Genomic DNA, 18,190 nt, shown 5'->3' with positions numbered 1-18,190 from the left:
ATCTGGTCGACGGCGAAGGGCATTCATCTCAATCGGCGTAATAGCCCTTGTAGCGGCCATAATAATAGCCGATGTCGCCATACCCGTAGCGGGCATGCTTCTTGAGGTGAACCTTGGTCAGCATGGCGCCGGCCAGACTGACCTGGACATCGCGCAACTGACGCAGGGCGTTGACCACCGCTTCGCGCGGGGTCTGGTCCCACAGGACGCAGAACACCGTCTTGTCGGCCAGCCGTCCTAGAACCTGGGCCTCGGCCACCGGAATGACCGGGGGACAGTCCAGGATCACCAGATCGTAGATCCCCCGCAGGGTGTGGAGCAGATTCTCCATGACCGCGGAGTTCAGCATATCGAGCGGTGCCCGGTCCATGTTGCGGGCCGGCAGGATATCCAGGTCCGAGGACTGGTCCCGCAAGACGGCGGCGCGCAACTCGACCTTGCCCCCCAGCACATCGTCCAGGCAGTGCTCCGGCTGGATCTCCAGCAGCTTGGCCACCGACGAGCGGCGCAGGTCGCAATCGACCAGCACCACCCGGCTGCCCAGCAGCGCCACCGTCCGCGCCAGGGACAGGGCGGTCATGCTCTTGCCCTCGCCGGGAAAGGACGACGTGATGGCCACAACCCGGGGCGAACTGTTGGGATCGCTGTGGCAAAGACTGATCCATAGCCCGCGCAACGCTTCGGCAAACGCCGAAGTCGGACGGTCGATGAGGTATTTTGCCACCGGCTTCTTGTCGACGAAGGGAATCATGCCGATGGCCGGCAGTCCGGTGACGTCCTCCAGCTCCTCCCGCGTACGGAAGGTATTGTCCAGCCGTTCAAGCACCAGCGCCAGAATCGTTCCCAGCAACAGACCGACGACGGTCATGGCCAACTGGATTAGGCCTTTGCGGGGAAAGGCCGGCGAATAGGGCCGCACGGCGCGCGAGATGATGCGGGCGTCGGGCTGCTGAACCTGTTCCTGCTCGGAGGTTTCCTTAAAGCGGCTGAGGAAGTTCTCGTAGAGAATCCGGTTGGCCTGGGCCTCGCGTTCCAACTCGCGCAGGTGGACCTCCGACCGGTTCTGCTCCTTGACGGTTCCCTCCAACTGGCGGATGCGATCGAGAAGTGCCGATTCACGAGCCCTGACCACATTGTATTCATTATGAATACCCTGACTGAGCTTGGAAATCTCCACGTTGATCTTGGCCCGCAGCTCGTTCAGCTCGGCAACGCCCTTGATCATCTTCGGATGCATGTCGCCATAGCGGGTCGACATATCCGAGATTTCCCGCATCAGGGTGGTTTCCTGCTCCCGCAGCCGCTGGATCAGAGGCGACTCGATCATTTCGTCGGCCGCCTCGGCGCCCCGGTTGGACCGGATCAGAGTCTCGAGCCGGGCGACCTTGGCCTGCAGTTCGGAACGCCGGCCCTGAGTCTGGATCAGTTGGGTGTTCAACTCGGCCAGTTGCTGGTGGGTGGGCAGCACGCCCTTGCTGTCGATGAGCCCGGAGCTTCCCCGGTATTGGGCCACCGCGCGCTCGGACTGGGCCACCGCGTTGCGCAGGTCCTCCAGGCGCTGGTTCAGCCAGACGGAGGCGCTCCGGGTGGCCTCGAACTTGGAGTTCAGCTGATCGAGGACATATTGCTCGGCCAGGGCGTTGGTCAACTGAGCCGCCTTGGCCGCGTCCTCGGACCGCACCGAGACGTTGATCACCATGGATTGCGGCACCGGCACTGCGGTAACCCGGCCCACCAGCGTGGTGACCACGCCGGCCCGCATGGCGCGTTCGGCCTCCTCGGGACCGAGGTCCTGCTGCTTGGGCGCGCTCAGCCAGGACATCAGGCTGTTCAGCGCGGCGGCCACACCGCTTTTGGCGGGGCGAAGCGACGGGTTGAACTCCGGGTCCTTGTACAGATCCAGGGAGGCGGCCACCCGTTCGGCCACATTCCGCGAGCGGATCACCTCGACCTCGGACAGGACGGTGGTCAGTTGCGGCTGCGATGTGGTGATGACCTCCTTGAGGTCCAGCACCCGGGTCTTGCGGGTGTCGATCATCACGCTGGCCATGCCGGCATAGATCGGCGTCAGCAGCATCAGGAACAGCCAGGTGGCGATGAACACGCCGCCCGCCACGGCGAACACCAGAAAGCGGCGGCGCCACAGCACACGTATTTGTTGCCTGAGATCAATATTGAAACCGTCCGTCCGCGTCGCAGACGCATTGGAGATCGGGCGAACGGGATAAATTTCGTTCATGCTGACGTTCTTTCTGGTGCACGCTACGAACCTGGGGCGATATTAAGGGAAAGCCCCGACCGTTTCTAACTCTAATCGCTTTGGAAAGTCCTCAATCCCCGTATGTCCATCCTGGAAACCCTGATCCGGCCGTTCCGGCGAAACCGCGGGATCGCCCGGCCGTTCCGCCCCCCCGACGGGACGAGGATTTATGCCTTCGGCGATGTCCATGGCCGCGCCGATCTGCTGCAATCACTGATGGATTCCGTCGTCGGCGATCTGGCCCGAGCCGAACGGTCCTGGGATCGCTGCGAGGTGGTGGGACTTGGCGACTATCTGGATCGTGGCCCCCAGTCGCGCCGGGTCCTGGATCTGTTGATCGGTGCCGCCCTTCCAGCGGGTTGCCGCCTGACCGCCCTTCGGGGCAACCACGAGGACGCCTTCCTGCACGCCCTGGCCGACCCCATGGCCATTCCCGACTGGCTGGAATACGGCGGAGCTGCCACCCTGGTCAGCTATGGCGTCGTCCCCATCGCCGGCGCCCCCAGCCGCGAGCGCTCGGAACGCATGCAGGCCGAACTGGCCGCCGCGCTGCCCCCCGCCCACAAGGCCTTTCTGGCGGCGATGCCGACATCGTTGCGGCTGGGAGATTATCTCTTCGTCCATGCCGGCGTGCGGCCGGGGCGCCCCCTGGAGCAGCAGGCCCCCGAGGATCTGCTGTGGATCCGCCACGAATTCCTGGCCAGCCGCCGATTCCACGGCGCCATGATCGTCCACGGCCACCACATCGTTCCCCAGCCGGAGATCCTGGACAACCGCATGGGCATCGACACCGGCGCCTATTGCACCAATGTGCTGTCCTGTCTGGTTCTGGAGGGGGACACGGCCGGGCTGATCCAGGCTACGCCGGCCGGGATCAGAAGAAGCGCTCTCCCACCCAGATGACGTCGCCGGGCATGACGGTGCTTTCCATCTGGCCCTTGATCTCGGTCTTGCCCTGGGCGCCCTCGCGGGTGATCTTGATGTCTTTCTTGTCGGCGCGGTAGGTAAAGCCGCCGCCGATGGCCGCCGCGTTGACCACGGTCATGCCGTTGACATAGGGATAGGACCCCGGCTGGTTGACCTCGCCCAGAATGAAGAACGGCCGGTAATTCAAAACCTCGACCGAGACCTTGGGATCACGCAGGATACCCTGGCGCAGGCGCTCGGCCAGCAGGCCCGAAGCCTGACTGAGATTCTTGCCGCCCAGGGGGATTTCTCCGACCAGCGGCATGGCCAGGGTGCCCGAGCCCCCGATCTCGAACTCCCCCGACAGATCCGGCTCACCGAAAACGGTGATCTTGACCTTGTCGTTGGGGCCCAGAACATAGGCCAAGTCGGCGGCCCAACCGACCGAAGAGCATCCCGCCACCAGCAGGACGGCCACGATACGCAACCACCGCATCCGCATCATTCCTTGAGTCCGCGAGGAGGCTACAGGGTAGGACGCCGCCGCCTCGTGAGCAATCAATACTGCACGCCCAGCTTCAGGAAGGTGGAGTGCTCGAGATACTGGCCGGTGGACAGATTATTATCCTGCCGGGCGGCGTGATAATCGAGGGCGGTATAGAGATAGCGGTTGATCTTGTAAGTGCCCGTCATGCCGCCGCTCCACAGCTTATCGTGGCGACCCAACCGCATATAGGCGGTCTGGGTCAGGGCGCCGTCCGCCTCCAGGATGATATTGCGCTGCAATTCGTGGGCGACGGAAACGTCATAGCGGGTGGCGAGATTGCCGGCCGAGTAACGCGAGGTGGTTTCGTTGATGGTCCGCTTGATCCCTCCCTTGACGGTGGTCAGGCCGGTGGGAGTCCAGGTCAAGGACGCCCCGGCGCCCGGACCTTCCACGTCGCGATAGATGGGATCGTTGTAGTACTGCATCAGGTACGAGGCGAACACCTCGCCGCGCAGCGCCCCGGAGATCTCGATCTCGGTGCCCACGCGGTTTTCCCAGCCATGGGAATCGCGGTGCGTGCCATTGGCATCGGCGGTGTCGTAGCGCCGGTCGTTATAGATAACCTCGGCAAAGGCGGTGTATTCAGGAATAATCTCGTAGCCCACGCGCTGGCGCAATTCGCCCACCCGGCGGTTGCGGCCCGTATTGTTGGCCATGGTGCCGTCGGCCTTGCGCACGTCCCAGAACTGGTATTCGGTGACCTCGGCCTCTGTGCGCAGTCGGATGCGCGGGCCGTGATATTCGGCCCCCAGCATGGCGCCCTGGGTCTGGGTCTTGGTCGGCGTGATGCCGCCGACGTCGTCGGGTGAGGAACGGGCCTCGTGCCCGGCGTTCCAGTTGACCCTGCCGCGCAGGAGCAACTCGCTGGTCACATCCAGCTTGCCGTTGGCACCGGCGGTGTAGTTCTCCACATCCTCGCCCCAGAAGCGGCGGTGACGCTTGATCTCGCTGTTGGCGTAGAATTCCAGCTCGTGGACATTCCAGTCCGATTTCAGCCGGAGCCCGGGCGTCACCGTGGTGACCAGTTCCTTGCGGTGATTGTTCTGCTCGTAATACAGGTTGCTGGTGAACCGCTCGGTGGCCTCCAGGGTCGGAAGAAACTTGAAGCCGCCCAGATCCACCCCCTTGGCGGCGTAATCTGGCTGATCGCGCTTGGTCACCTCCTGGTCGCGCAGAAGATTGTTCTTCTCCGACGGGGTCAGATCTTCCGCTTTCGGAGTGGGCTGAGCCAGAACCGGGGATGCGACACCCACGGCCACCAAAGCCGCCAGCGAGGTACGAAGCAGAAAGGACATGAAGCGAACACTCTCGACATGAGGGTGGAAATCGGAGACTGGAGGATAAGGATCAGCTAGGCGACGTATTGACGACCGGCTTCTCGATCACCGGCTTGTTCTTGTCGCCCAGGTCCACAAAGGTGACATCCTGTCCCTTATCCAGCTTCTGGCCGTTCTGACGGATCAGCACCACGTCAGCGACCGGCTTGGTATCGGAGCTTTCCACCTGGACGGTGACCTGCGCGCCCACCACCTTGGACGCACCCTGGGACACAGCGTTCTGCACCATGGTGGCGATGTTGGCCACCGGCACGATGTTGTTGAGGACCAGCGACTCGACCACGCCGGAGGCGATGGCGCGAGCCACCTCGCCCACCCGGGCCTCGTTCTTGCCGGCGCCGGACACCATGGCCGCCGTGCTCGACTGGATCAGTTGTCCCGCCTGCGCCGGGTTCCCCTGGGCAATGCCCTGGGTAAGACCGGCACCGAAACTTTGCAGCACCGCGATGCTTTGCCCCGCGCTGACCCGGGCGCTCAGGGAGGACGCGACCCTTTCCACCAGCAGATTCAGGGCCGCCGCCCCACGGGTCGACGCACTCCGGCCCAGGGCCTCGGCGAACTGGCGCATGAAGGCGGGATTGCCGATCTGGGCCGCCGTCAGCCCGGCGATGATCCGGTCGGCATTGCCCGACTGAATGGCCGCCTGCAGCGCAGGGGGCAAGGCCACCGCCTGTTGGGCCTGGGTTCCCGCGCCCCCCTGGGACGATGGCGGAGTCTGGGCGAGACCCGTCGTGGACAGGACCGCGACGAGGGTGCCGGCCGCTACACTCGGCAGAATCCGGGATGCGAATCGCATGAGGCCAACTCCTTGTGCCAAGAAACGAGCCGTTCTTCCCGTTTCGGATGAGAATGTCATCAAGTTCTAAAGAGCAAATTAATAAAAAGATGCACACCCCGTCAATCGCACAACGAAAAATCCCCCCGGGAGAGAAGTAACATTTTGTGTCGGCCGAAAAGGCCAGACATCAAAACGCCCCCCGCGCCGACAGCACCACTTCCACCGTACGCGCCAGAACGTATGAATCTATCCAGAATGACCAGTTACGAATGTAATAAGCGTCATATTCCACCTGTTGCAGCACCGTGCTGTGGCTGCGCCCGGAAATCTGGGCCCAGCCGGTGATGCCCGGCCGCACCTGCTGACGCAGCGCCACCAGGGCCGGGGAAATTTCAGCCAGATGATAGGCCGGCAGGGGACGCGGCCCCACCAGGCTCATATGACCCAGCAGCACATTGAGCAGTTGCGGCAGTTCGTCGATGGAGAAGCGGCGCATGAAGCGGCCGATTCCCGGAATGATCCTCGGGTCGTCCTCCAGCTTCATCCGGGACTTCCATTCACCCTGGGTTCGCGCATCCTGGCCCAGCACCTCGTCCAGCCGCGTCTCGGCATCGGGGGTCATGGAGCGGATCTTCCACAGCCGGAACGGCCGCCCGCCCAACCCCTCGCGCTGCTGCCCGTAGAACGCCGGTCCGGGCGAGATCACCTTGACCGCCAGGGCAAAGGCGGCGATCACCGGCAACGCCAGGGGCAACGCCAGGAGAACCGCAACCAGATCCAGGCTGCGCTTGAGCATCCGGTTCACCGGATACAGCAGGTTGTTGCGCATTCCCAGCCCCAGGCCCAGGCCCGTTTCCAGGGAGGATACGCCCAGACTGCGCCCGCCCAGGTCGGGAATGACCACCATGCGCCGGAACGGCAATGAATCCGCCGCCTCGGCCAGACTTAGCTCCCCCCGGAGAGGCAACAGAATCGCCATCTCCGCGTCGTTCCAATGCCCCTCGCCGTCCAGCGGCCAATTGCCAATCCCGGCGGGAATCCACCCCAGATCCGGTCGCGCCGACAGCGCGGCCGCCGTCATCCGACACCGTTCGGGATCGCCCAGCAACACCACCTTCTCGCCCCACAGCCCGAGCCGCAGCAAGGTCCGGCGAGCCCAGGCATGGGTTATGGGCAGCCCCACCACGGCCAGAGCCATGGCGACGACCAACACGCCCCGCGACCATTGCCCGTTCTGCCCCAGGTGGTCGTAGACGTCCATCAGGCCGAACCCGACCAGCACGACCAGAGTCCGCCGGCGCAGGCGATCCACCGGCGACAGACCATAGCCAGGATAGAGCCCCCAGACCAGACAGCCCAGCGGAATGACCAGAACTGCCAGATGAATGCCATGAAACGTCACCGGCGCCAGGGAGATGGGGAACCAGACGGATACCGCCTCGCGCAGCCACATTCCGAGCAGCACGAAAAGCTCCAGTGTCAGCACATCGGCCGCGATCAGCAAAGGCACCACCGCCCGCCCGGCCATGCCAACCCGGTCGGCGCCGCTCGCCCGCAACTCACTCTCCCGCATAACCAATCTCATTGAGCCAGTTAGCCATCCCTGTTCGCAACATTGCAAGCAACAATAGACGTCATAATGACACATTCCCAGCGAAAGCGTGCCGAACCATCCTCCGCACCTCGCCCCTCAAGCCGGAATGGGGGTGCAGCAGAAGAACGCCGCCCAGGCAAATGCCGCCACACAGCATGGTCAGGACCAGGCGATAGCCCGGCGAGCCATCCGCACCGGCCGCCAGGGCCATGACGCCGCCCACCGGCAGCGCCACGCTCAGCGCCAGAAGCGGCGGCACCAGCACCGCCGCGAACGCCAGGCCGGCGGCCCGGGACGCCAGGGCCAGCAACGCCAGGGCGCTCGCCCCCTCGGCCAGAACGGCTCCGGCCAGCAGCCATCCCAGTTCCGTGGGCCGGACGACGCAGATCCAACTCAGCAACAGGACAAGGACACAGATGCGTTGCATCATGTTGTGGTACAAGCCCCCCTGGGCCTCCACCAACCCTCCGGCCAACATGGCGACCGATCGCAGACCGGCCAGTACCGCCAGCAGCCTCAAGGGCTCCACCAGGGCGGACCAGCCGCCGCCGAACACGGTCAGGACCAGGGGCTCGGCCGCTGCCGCCACGCCGGCGGCCAGGGGGAGCACCAGGCACAGCACTCTTCGGCAGGCGGACAGGAAGGCCTGGGGAATGCGGCCCCGCTCCTCCTCGCCCATGCGGCCATAGACCGGCAACAGCACCCGCCCGGCACCGGCCGTGATCAGCTCCAGAGCCACCAGGGTCAGCAGGGCGCCCCGATCGAACAGCCCCGCCGCCCCAGCCCCCATCAGGGTCGCGGCGGACAGGGGAATCATCTGGGCCTGGGTCGAGTCCAGAAGCCTGATGAGGGAGAAATTGACCCCCACCCGCAGCGCCGCACCGATGGCGGGCCAGCGGGACCGGCGAGGCAGGCGAGGCGGCTGCCGCCAAAGGGCGATGGCCAGACCGGCGGCCACCTGCCCCAACGCCCCCGCCACCAGGGCCCACACCCCCCACCCCGCCCAGGCCAGCGGCAGGGTGACGGCACCTTGCCCGACCAGCTTGCCGACCAGGGACATGATGGCCAGGGCGCGGAAATCCATTTCACGGTTGAGCCAGGCCAGGGCGGCGGTGTTAAGGCCTCCCAGCGGGGCCAGAAGCGACAGGGCGCGCAACACCCAGACCCCCTCCCCGGAAAATCCGACAAAGGCCGCCACCGAGGGCGCAGCCAGCCAGACCGCGGCCACGATGACCAGATTGCCGGCCAGACCGACCAGGGCCACCCCCCACAGATCGGCGGCATCCAGGTCTCGGTTGCGTACCGCCAGAAGGCCGACCCCCAGATCGGACAGATAGGACAGATAGGACACCAGGCCGGTGGCCACCGCCGCCATGCCATAGGACTCGGCGGAGACCAGGCGGGCGGCCAGGGCCGCGAAGGCGACCTGCAGGACCAGATTGGCGGCCATCCCGCCATAGGACCACCGCAGCGACCGGGCAATGTCCAGACTCACCCGGCGCTCCCGTAAAGGGTCAGCAAGCCCTCGAACCCGTTCATGCGGCCATAGATGCGGCGAGCGTCCTCCGCATCGAGCAGGGCCAGCCGGCGCACCTCCCCCAAATCCTTCTGGCGAAGCCGGATCACCGCGGCGGCGATGGATTCGGCGTCCAGGCCGCACCATTCGCCGGCGCGGCTGTGGGGGGCCAGTTCCGACAGCCCTTCGACCCGGCTGAGAACGCAGGGAATCCCCATGACCTGGGCTTCCACTGCCGCAAGGCCGAGACCCTCGGTGATGGAAGGCATCACAAAGGCATCGGCGGCTGCCAGAACCGTGTGAATCCCGTCCACCACGCCCAGCATCCGGACCCTTGCGTCCAGCCCCAGCCGCTGGGCGAGGGCCCATTCCTCCGCCTCCAGCGGTCCGCCCCCGGCGTGAAGGTAGATCACATTGTCCGGCAACAGGGGCAAAGCCCGGATGATCGCCGCATGGTTCTTGATGTCGTGGCACCGCCCCGCCGACACCAGCACGAACTGGCCGGCGGCACAGCCCAGCGCCGCCCGCGCCGCGGCGCGCCCAGCCTCGTCCACCAACGGAAAGCGACGTTCGTCGATCCAATAGGGGGTCTGGCGACAGGGATTGCCGAACCGCCACATCTCATGGGCGATGACATCGGGCCCAGGCGCGGTACAGACCACGCCCAGGCGCCAGGACAGCCAGCGCTGCACCCGCCGGCGCAGCCGTAGCCCACCCTCGAAGCGGAAGATATTGTTGACCGTCCGGAACACCTTGGCCCCGGCCAGGGTGGCCAGCAATCCAAACCAGAAATTGGCCCGCTCGCAATGGATGTGGATCACGTCGAAGCGTTGTGTGCGAAAGAACCGCCAGACATCGAGAAAGAATCCCGGATGGCGCCGGAAGGGCACATGGTGCACCACATAGCCAGCGGCCCGCATCTCGTCGGCGAAAGGCCCCTCGTCCTCTTCGCCCGTCGCCAGGATGTGGGCGGACCAGCCGCGTCCGGCCCATTCCGGACCAATGGCGCGCATCATGGTCTCGATGCCGGAATGTGTCAGCCTGGCCAGAATAATGACGACGCTACGTGTCACGGATCGATTCTTTCGGCTCTGCCCCGCCCAGCCCGGTGCGAAAGCTCTAGACCGCAGCGGCGGTGCCGTTATATACCATTGGGCGCAGATGGAAAAGGTTTTGAATGGACGAGGTTGTTGCCATAGCCATTATACTGGCGGCGGCTTTATTCTTCGCCACATCGCTGTTCTCACGGCGGTTGACGGCTGTATTCATCCTGGCGATATCGATCACAGATCTTCACCTCGTCTCACCCATTCACATTCCAATCGAGCCTGGAACTACAATCCATGGCACAGATATTTTCTTTATTTCACTGACAATCGCCACGCTCATCCGTCTAATTTCCCTGCGTCGAATAGATGGCTTGACGTTGCTGTGGGTGCTGCTAACCACATATCTGGGACTGGCCTTTCTCCACGGAGCCCTGTCCTACGGGCTGCAGACGGCGGTGGCCTCGTACCGGGCTTCCCTGTATCTGACCGTCGGGGTCAGCTACTTCGCGCTGTTCCAGCACGACAGGAACGATACGATCTGGACCCTGAATCTGGTTATCCTGGCCGGACTGGCAGTGGTGCTTTTCGCCATTGCGGCCTGGCTGGTGCCCGAATGGCGACCGCAGGACCCCGGCCATATGGCCTTGTCCAGCCAGGCCTACGAGCGCAGCCGCGTGCTGCCCGCCCAGGCCGCCCAATTTATCGCCCTCGCCGCCTTGCTCAGCCTGCCATCCTGGCTTCAGGTGGGTTCAAGCCTGTGGTTGCGCCTGGCTACTCTTCCCTTGCTGGCGGTCTCCATCTTCTTGTTCCACCGCTCGGTCTGGGTCATGCTGGCGGTCAGCGTGCTGGTCACGCTGGCGGCCTCGGGACGTGGCGCCGTGAGGGCGTTCGTCGTCGTCCAGTTCCTGCTGGTCGCCCTGGCCCTGGTATGGCTGCTGCTGGTCGGCCTGGATATGGATATCCTCTCGGCGTCCCTGCGCACGGCAGTCAATGAAGCCGTCGACCTGGACAACAACACGCTGGACTGGCGCATCCAGGGCTGGCGTATCCTGGTGGAGCGGGCCATTTCCGACGGCCCGCTGTCCATCTTGTTCGGAGCCGGGTTCGGCATCGGATACGAGCGAAACATCGCTCAGTTATATGTGACGGCCTCGCCCCACAATTACTATGTCGAGTTGTTCCTGACCTCAGGGCTGTTGGGATGCGGCCTGTTCGTTCTATCCATCCTGTCCGTATTCAGACGGGCGCTGTCCCAGGCGCTCCACGGGGGGGCCAATGAAATGCTGGCGCTGCCGGGGATGGTGATCGGCGTGGTGGTGTACAGCGCCAGTTATTCGCCCCAATACGACACGGCGCTGATTCTTGGGCTGATTCTGGCTCTTCCCGCCATACCCCGCCGCCGCCCGATTCCGGAAGGCGTTTCCCAACCGGCGCCGCCATGATCGGTCGGTGCCTTGTCGCCCTCCTTGCCTGCCATAACCGGCGGACCGTCACCCGGGCCGCCCTGGAGACCCTGTTCCGCCAGGCCCTGCCGCCGGATCTGTCCCTCGACGTGATCCTGGTCGATGACGGCAGTTCCGACGGCACCTTCGAGACTGTCGCCGAGCGGTTCCCTTCCGTCCGCCTGCTCCGCGGCGACGGCAGCCTTTACTGGAACGGCGCCATGGCCCTGGCGCAGAAGGCGGCCATGGCAGACGCCGCCGACGCCCACCTCTGGCTGAACGACGATGTGGTCCTGGCCGAGAACGCCATCGCGGACCTGCTGGCGGTCCACGACGGCGAGATAGCGGCCGGACGCCGCCCCCCCATCGTGGTCGGCGCCATGGTCGATCCGGAATCCGGTTGTCCCACCTATGGCGGGCATGTCCGGCGCCCGGGTCTCCACCCCTTTCGCTTCGCCCGGGTCTTCGCCTCGGGTCAGGCCGCCACACCCTGCGACAGCTTCAACGGCAATTGCCTGCTGGTTCCGCGCTCGGCCTTCGGCGTTCTGGGCCCCATCGATGACGCTTTCGCCGGCGGACAGCCCCTGGGCGACATCGATTACGGGCTGCGGGCCGGACGGGCCGGCATTCCCATGCTGGTCGCCCCCCGGCCGGCGGGCCGCTGCAAGGCCAACCATGGCGGCTCTCCCTGGGAAACCCCAGGGCGGCCCCTTGGCGAGCGCCTTGCGTCCCTGTCCGGTCCCTTGGGTCCGGCCAGACGCCAGACCGCGACCTTCTACCGCCGCCATGGCGGCTGGGCCTGGCCGTTCTGGTGGGCGACCCATGTCGGCCGCTGCCTATGGGCGGGCTTCCGCCCCCGGGCAAGGCGACGGGAACGGCCGCGGCTGGCCATGATCGAGCCGGTCCTGCCCTGGTACCGCCTGCCCCTGCTGACCCGGCTGAGGGATAGCGGGCAGATCGACGTCGAGGTCTTTCACGGCACGTCCCACCCCGAGGGAGAGCCCGATTGCGACCCGCCACCCGCCATCCGCCACCACCGGTCCCGGAATTTCTATTGGCCCCGGGGGGGGGACCGCATCCTCTGGTGTAACGGTGTCTGGAAAGTCCTGTTCGGTGGCTACGACGTCGTCTTGATGGCCGAACACGTCTACACCGCGTCCAACTGGCTGATCTGGCTGGCGTCCAGGCTGCTCGGCCGCCCCAGGATCATCCTGACCGGCCATTTCAACCTGGACGCCAAGCCGGAAAACCTGATCGCCCGCCTGCGCCGCGCCTGGATCAGGGGGGCCGATTACCTGGCCGCCTACACCTCATCGGGCGAGCGGCAATGCCGGGCCATCGGCATTCCGCTCCACCGTATCGAGGTGCTGGGCAATACCCTCGACGTGGAAGCCATCCGCACCCAGGCCGCTTCCGTCCAAGGGACACGGCCCGCGCCGGCCGAGGGAGGACCGGCCGTCTTTCTGTTCATCGGACGCCTTTATCGCGACAAGATGGCGCCCCTGGCCGCCGAAGCGGTGGCGACCCTCAATGGCATGGGCCATCCGGCCTTGCTGCTGGTGGTGGGAGAGGGGAGCGATCGGGCGGAACTGGAACGCCTTGCCCGCGAAGGTAGCCCGGTGCGGGTCCTGGGCGAGTGCAGGGACCCGGCGGATCTCGCCCGCCTGTTCGCCCAGGCCCAGGCCGCCATCATGCCCGATGCGGCGGGCCTCGCGGTGGTGCATGCCTTTGCCCATGGAATCCCGGTCGTCATCGGCCCCGGCAGCCGCCACAGGGTCGAGGTCGAGTACCTCCGCCACGGCGAGAATGGCTTGCGGGCCGAGGCGCTGACCGCCCGCTCCCTGGCTGAACAGATGCGCCGGCTGCTGACCGAGCCCGGTCTGGCCGACGCCCTGCGCGCCGGCGCCGAAAGAACCGCCGACGGCCTGAGCATGGACCTTTACGCCCAGCGCCTGGAAGCGCTGGTGGCAAGGGCGGCCCGTGACTGAGGCCTCACTCACCACCTCATGGGACGACGGCCACCCCCTGGACCTGATCCTGGCGGAGATGCTGATCCGCCACGGCATCGCCGGCACCTTCTACGTGCCCATCGCCAACAGCGAGGGACGCCCGACCCTCGACGCCGCCCAAGTGCGACAATTGGCGGCGGCGGGGTTCGAGATCGGCAGCCACACCCACGACCATCTGCGGCTCGACCGCCTGGATCTGGCGGAGATGCTGGATCAGGTGACGCGGGGCAAGGAGGAGCTGGAGCAGCGCCTGGGCCAGCCGGTGAGCGGGTTCTGCCCCCCCGGCGGACGGGGAATGGCCCGCCTGCGGCCCCACGCGGCCCGACTGGGCCTGACCCACGCGCGCACGGTGGAAATGTTCCGCCTCGACGAGGGTCACGACTCCTTCGCCCGCCCCACCACCCTGCAGGTCTACCCCCACGGCGCCGCCGCCTTGATGAGCAACTGGGGTCGCCGGGGGCTGGGGGGCCAGCGGCTAGGACTGTGTCTGGGCTGTCTGGCCCGCCCCGGCCTGGAGGCGCGGCTGGACTGGCTGCTGGACGAGGCCTTGCGCACCGGTGGCACGTTGCACCTCTGGGGACATTCCTGGGAAATGGAGCAAGGCGGGCTGTGGCCGGTGCTGGACCGCTTTCTCGCCCGTGCCGCCAGGGCCATTCCCGCCACCCGCCGGGTGGACAACGCCACCGCTTTCGCGAAGGGTGGCCCGTGCGCATCCTGATAATCCACGAACGCTATCGCCAACGCGGCGGCGAGGACGCGGTGTTCGACACGGAATCCGCCCTGCTGGAAGAACGTGGCTGCGTGGTGGAACGGCTGGTGGCCGATAATGACCACATCGATGAGACACGGGGAGGACTGGCCCTGGCCGCCAATGCCGTCTGGTCCACGGACGGACGCGGCCGGGTCCGGCGGAAGGTCCAGGAGTTCCGCCCCGACATCGTCCATATCCACAACTGGTTCCCCCTGTTTTCCCCCGCCATTCACGGCGCCATCCGGGCCGAGGGGGTGCCGGTGGTCCAGACCCTGCACAATTTCCGGCTCATGTGCCTGAACGGCCTGTTCCTGCGCGATGGCCAGCCTTGCGAGGATTGCCTGGGCAGTCCCCTAGCGTGGCGTGGCGTGCTGCGGCGCTGTTACCGCGACGACACCAAGGCCAGCGCCGCGGTGGCGGCGATGAATTGCTGGCACCATTTGGCGGGCACCTGGCGCCGGAACGTGGACCTGTTTCTGGTCGGGTCGGACTTCGCGCGCCGGCGCTTCGTCGCCGCCGGTCTTCCGGCCGAACGTATCGCGCTCAAGCCCAATACCGTTTGCGATCCCGGCGCGGAAGCCGCGTCCTGGCGGCGCCCCCGCCGCGGAGCCGTCTTCCTCGGCCGCCTCAGCCCGGAGAAAGGTATCGCCGACCTGATCCGGGCCTGGCGGGACATGGGGCACCGGCTGACCATCGTGGGTGATGGTCCTCTGGCAGCCGCGTTGCGGGCCGAGGCCTCCTCCGAGGTGGATTTCGCCGGCTGGCAGGACCCGGCCCGGGTTTCCTCCATCCTGTCCGAGGCCGCCTTGCTGTGCCTCCCGTCACGTTGCTACGAGCAATGGCCGCTGGTGGTGGCCGAGGCGGCAGCCCATGGCCTCCCGATCCTGGCCTCGGATCTTGGGGCGCTCGAATCCCTGGTCGAAGAGGACGTCACCGGAAAGCGCGTCACGCCCGGAGATGTCGACGCCTGGCGCGATGCGGCACGCACCCTTCTCGACAGCCCCGCGCTTCTGGCCGCCATGGGCCAAAACGCCCGCCAGGTCTATGCCTGCCGTTACAGCCCCCAGGTGGTCACCGACCTTCTGCTCGGCCATTACGCCCGCCTGCGGGCCTCGCCGCCATGACCCACATCCCCAGCATCCTGATCGCGGGAGTCCGCGTCGATTCGCCCAGCTTCGCCGGGACCCTGGACTGGACCCTGAACCGGATCACGGAGAGAAGCGGCGGCTATATCTGCCACCTGGGTGCCCATGGCGTGGTCGACGCCCAGCAAGACGCCGTCCTGGCCCGGGCTCTGGCCGGCGCCGCCCTGGCCCTGCCCGACGGCATGCCCCTGGTCTGGCTGGGGCGATGGTTGGGCCTGAAATCCGAGAGAGTCTATGGCCCGGACTTCATGCGGAGCCTGCTGGCGGCCACAGGGGATGGGCGTTGCCGCCACTTCCTGTTCGGCTCCACCCCACAGGTGCTACGGGACCTGGAACGGCGCATCAGGGCGGACTATCCGGGGGCCACCATCGCGGGCTGCCTGTCGCCGCCCTTCGGCCCTTCCAGTCCGGAGGAGACCGAGGCCCATCTCCATGCCATTCGCAACGCCGGGGCGGATGTGGTCTGGGTAGGACTGGGGGCGCCCCGCCAGGAGAAATGGATGGCGGACGTCACCGCCCGCCTGCCCGGCATCCTGCTGTTCGGCGTGGGAGCGGCCTTCGATTTCCTGTCGGGGACCAAGCCCCAGGCACCGGCCTTTGTCCGCCGAAGCGGCCTGGAATGGGCCTTTCGCTGGCTGTCCGAGCCGCGACGCCTGACCAGCCGCTACGGGCGGGTTATTCCCGTCTTCCTGTGGCTCGCCGCCAGGGAGCTGTGGTCAAGACGCCAGAACCGACCGGTATAGGGCCAGATACTCCTCGACCACCCGGTCCATGGTGAAGCGGGTGCGGACCGCGTCCCACCCGGCCCGACCCGTCCGCTCCCAGGTTTTCGGGTCGGACAGCAGAGCAATGCAGGCCTGGGCTATGGAGCCCGGCCGGCGCGCCTGGGCCAGCACGCCGTTGGCGCCCTGCCCCAGCATCCAGGCCGATGCGGAAGCCTCCGCCGCGCCCACCACCGGCGTGCCCTGGCCCATGGCCTCGATCATGACCATGGGGCAGGCCTCGACCAGCGAGGGATGAACCATCATATGGGCGGCGGCGAATTCCTTCAGCACCTCCGGCGCGGGGATCTGGCCGACGAAGTCGATTCCGTCGCACAGCTCCCGGGCGGCGGCCCATTGCTCCGCCGCTCCGCCGGGCTCGAAGCCGTAGCCCAAAAGCCTGAGGCGGGCCTCGGGGAAGACCTCGCGCACCAGCGGAAAGTCCTGCAGCAGCCGGGAGATGTTCTTGAAGCGGCTGAACCCCTGATTGGCGGCGACCAGGACCGGCGGCCCCGGAGGAAAACTCCGGGGCCGCGGGGCCGTGGCCTCGGTCACGATGCCGTTGGCGATGACCTGGCATGACCGGCGGAACCAGGCCTTGGTCTTGGCCGCCACGTAGGGCGATACCGCCACCAGACGCGAGCATTTCGCCATGGCCACGGCATGCATGACCAGCCGTCCCATCCGGTAGGGCGTGAACTGCGAGCGCAGAACGGCGGGAGCCCAGTCGTGAATGGTCACCACCACCGGGGCCACATCGGCCTCCATCGCCGCCAGGGCATGCTCATAGCTCCAATGGGCATTGAGGATTTCGGGCGGCTCGGCCCGCATCATGGCGACCAGCGCCCGGCGCTCGGCGGCAAAGCCGTCCCGCATCCGGTGCCGTGGCCGGTAGGGGCCGATATGAATGGCCAGGGACGGGCCGGACAGGCGCAGGGGCTCGCGGCATTGCTCGTCCAGGGTATAGATCACCACCCGGTGTCCGTGGCGGATCAGGGCGTCGGCCAGCCCTTCCACCGGCAGGCCGTTGCCGCAAGGCCACGACCGCGCCGCATCTTCGGGATGGAGGTGATGGGCCAGAGCCCGGGGATTGCACGGTCCGGCCAGTCCGACGATCACCGGCCGGCCTCCGCCAGGCCCTTGGCCCAGGCGATGGTGGCGGCCAGCCCGTCTTCGAGCCGGGACGACGGCACGAAGCCCAATTCGGCGTGCGCGGCGGCGGGATTTCCCACCGAGAGGCGGATATCGCCGGTCCGCGCGGGAGCATGCACCACCCGCGACGGGGACTGGCAAAGGTCGATGACGGTCCGGGCCAGATGCCCGATCTCCACGCCCATTCCGCCGCACACATTGTAAATGGCGGCCCTGGGCTCCGACGAGGATTCCAGTACCCCCATGGCCCGGCGGAAGCCGCGTACCACGTCGTCCACGAAAACGAAATCGCGAATCTGTGCCCCGTCGCCGAAAATCACCAGATCCTCACCCTTCATGGCGCGGTCGATGAAAATCGAGATCACGCCGCTATATGGCGAATCGGGAACTTGTCCCGGGCCAAAGGCATTGAAGATACGCAACGCCGTGACCCGGCCGCCAAAGGTGCTGGCCGAGACCCGTGCGTGCAGTTCGCCGCCCAGCTTATCGGCACCATAGGGAGAAACGGGCCAGGCCGGCGCCGCCTCATCCAGGGGGATGGCGCCACTTGCCCCATAGACCGCGGCCGACGAGGCCAGGACCACCGGAATCGGCCGTTCTCTGCCGGCCAGCCTGGCCGCGTCCAGGACGTTGACGCAACCACCCTGATTGATCCGATGGGTTTCAGCCCATCGCCGATTGCATTGCTCCACCGACGCCACGGCAGCCAGGTGAAAACAGCCGTCGACCCCGTCCATGGCCCGCGCCACAATCTCGGGCTGGGCGACATCACCCGCCAGCAGGCGGACATCGGCTGGAACGGCGCTCGCCTTTTCCCGGGCGAGGATGTCGAGCACGGTAACTCCGTGGCCGGCGGCCAGCAAGGCGCTCACCAGACGGGAACCCAGGAAGCCGCAGCCTCCCGTGACCAGATAGTGCCGCACCATGGCCCAACCTCCAGCGC

Annotated in this window: 16 protein-coding genes; 6 read left to right on the top strand and 10 right to left on the bottom strand. The window is 66.4% G+C overall.

Translation table 11 applies throughout. The features are described from left to right. Window positions 1-28: 28 nt before the first annotated feature. Window positions 29-2,239 carry a GumC family protein gene (locus AMB_RS07325; protein ID WP_011383860.1) on the bottom strand — a complete coding sequence of 737 codons (2,211 nt, stop codon included), beginning with the start codon at window positions 2,237-2,239 and terminating at the stop codon, window positions 29-31. Between the two features lie 102 nt (window positions 2,240-2,341). Between AMB_RS07325 and AMB_RS07320 the strand changes: the two genes are divergently transcribed. Beyond that, window positions 2,342-3,163: a metallophosphoesterase family protein gene (locus AMB_RS07320; protein ID WP_011383859.1), complete on the top strand. Its 822-nt coding sequence runs from the start codon at window positions 2,342-2,344 to the stop codon at window positions 3,161-3,163. Here the strand turns inward: AMB_RS07320 and AMB_RS07315 are convergent. From AMB_RS07315 to AMB_RS25620, 7 genes are all read right to left on the bottom strand, one after another. After that, the gene (locus AMB_RS07315) at window positions 3,135-3,662 is read right to left on the bottom strand and encodes a polysaccharide biosynthesis/export family protein (RefSeq protein WP_050750657.1); all 528 of its coding nucleotides are present in this window, start codon (window positions 3,660-3,662) and stop codon (window positions 3,135-3,137) included. The genes AMB_RS07320 and AMB_RS07315 overlap by 29 nt on opposite strands. A gap of 62 nt (window positions 3,663-3,724) precedes the next feature. Further along, window positions 3,725-5,008, bottom strand: a complete 1,284-nt coding sequence (locus AMB_RS07310) for an outer membrane beta-barrel protein (protein ID WP_011383858.1) — start codon at window positions 5,006-5,008, stop codon at window positions 3,725-3,727. A gap of 52 nt (window positions 5,009-5,060) precedes the next feature. Further along, a complete protein-coding gene (locus AMB_RS07305) occupies window positions 5,061-5,846 on the bottom strand; it encodes a hypothetical protein (protein ID WP_011383857.1) in 786 nt (261 codons plus the stop codon). A gap of 169 nt (window positions 5,847-6,015) precedes the next feature. Next, window positions 6,016-7,386 (bottom strand): sugar transferase, encoded by a 1,371-nt coding sequence (locus AMB_RS07300; protein ID WP_158303946.1) that lies wholly within the window; start codon window positions 7,384-7,386, stop codon window positions 6,016-6,018. 76 nt (window positions 7,387-7,462) lie between these two features. Continuing rightward, complete coding sequence (locus tag AMB_RS07295; protein ID WP_011383855.1) at window positions 7,463-8,917, bottom strand: oligosaccharide flippase family protein; 1,455 nt, start codon at window positions 8,915-8,917, stop codon at window positions 7,463-7,465. Continuing rightward, window positions 8,914-10,011, bottom strand: coding sequence for a glycosyltransferase family 4 protein (locus AMB_RS07290; protein ID WP_043743724.1), 1,098 nt, complete (start codon window positions 10,009-10,011; stop codon window positions 8,914-8,916). Before AMB_RS07290 ends, AMB_RS07295 begins: the two co-directional genes overlap by 4 nt. Window positions 10,012-10,057: 46 nt before the next feature. After that, a complete protein-coding gene (locus AMB_RS25620; protein WP_158303945.1) occupies window positions 10,058-10,225 on the bottom strand; it encodes a hypothetical protein in 168 nt (55 codons plus the stop codon). 133 nt (window positions 10,226-10,358) lie between these two features. On the opposite strand from AMB_RS25620, the gene AMB_RS07285 reads away from it, so the two are divergent. The 5 genes from AMB_RS07285 to AMB_RS07265 are packed head-to-tail and all read left to right on the top strand — an operon-like array spanning window position 10,359 to window position 16,077. After that, on the top strand, window positions 10,359-11,429 hold the full coding sequence (locus AMB_RS07285; RefSeq protein WP_158303944.1) for an O-antigen ligase family protein: 1,071 nt from the start codon (window positions 10,359-10,361) through the stop codon (window positions 11,427-11,429). Continuing rightward, complete coding sequence (locus AMB_RS23285) at window positions 11,426-13,417, top strand: glycosyltransferase (RefSeq protein ID WP_011383852.1); 1,992 nt, start codon at window positions 11,426-11,428, stop codon at window positions 13,415-13,417. Before AMB_RS07285 ends, AMB_RS23285 begins: the two co-directional genes overlap by 4 nt. Further along, window positions 13,410-14,156, top strand: coding sequence for a polysaccharide deacetylase family protein (locus tag AMB_RS07275; protein WP_011383851.1), 747 nt, complete (start codon window positions 13,410-13,412; stop codon window positions 14,154-14,156). The genes AMB_RS23285 and AMB_RS07275 overlap by 8 nt, the downstream gene beginning before the upstream one ends. Then, window positions 14,144-15,313 carry a glycosyltransferase family 4 protein gene (locus AMB_RS25615; RefSeq protein ID WP_011383850.1) on the top strand — a complete coding sequence of 390 codons (1,170 nt, stop codon included), beginning with the start codon at window positions 14,144-14,146 and terminating at the stop codon, window positions 15,311-15,313. Before AMB_RS07275 ends, AMB_RS25615 begins: the two co-directional genes overlap by 13 nt. Then, on the top strand, window positions 15,310-16,077 hold the full coding sequence (locus tag AMB_RS07265) for a WecB/TagA/CpsF family glycosyltransferase (RefSeq protein ID WP_011383849.1): 768 nt from the start codon (window positions 15,310-15,312) through the stop codon (window positions 16,075-16,077). The genes AMB_RS25615 and AMB_RS07265 overlap by 4 nt, the downstream gene beginning before the upstream one ends. Here the strand turns inward: AMB_RS07265 and AMB_RS23280 are convergent. Both AMB_RS23280 and AMB_RS07255 read right to left on the bottom strand, forming a co-directional pair. After that, on the bottom strand, window positions 16,051-17,214 hold the full coding sequence (locus AMB_RS23280) for a glycosyltransferase family 4 protein (RefSeq protein WP_011383848.1): 1,164 nt from the start codon (window positions 17,212-17,214) through the stop codon (window positions 16,051-16,053). The genes AMB_RS07265 and AMB_RS23280 overlap by 27 nt on opposite strands. Then, on the bottom strand, window positions 17,211-18,173 hold the full coding sequence (locus AMB_RS07255) for an NAD-dependent epimerase/dehydratase family protein (protein ID WP_011383847.1): 963 nt from the start codon (window positions 18,171-18,173) through the stop codon (window positions 17,211-17,213). Before AMB_RS07255 ends, AMB_RS23280 begins: the two co-directional genes overlap by 4 nt. Window positions 18,174-18,190: the final 17 nt, after the last annotated feature.

This window comes from Paramagnetospirillum magneticum AMB-1, from assembly GCF_000009985.1.
Taxonomy (GTDB): domain Bacteria; phylum Pseudomonadota; class Alphaproteobacteria; order Rhodospirillales; family Magnetospirillaceae; genus Phaeospirillum; species Phaeospirillum magneticum.
This window is presented reverse-complemented; position numbering and strand designations above follow the sequence as displayed.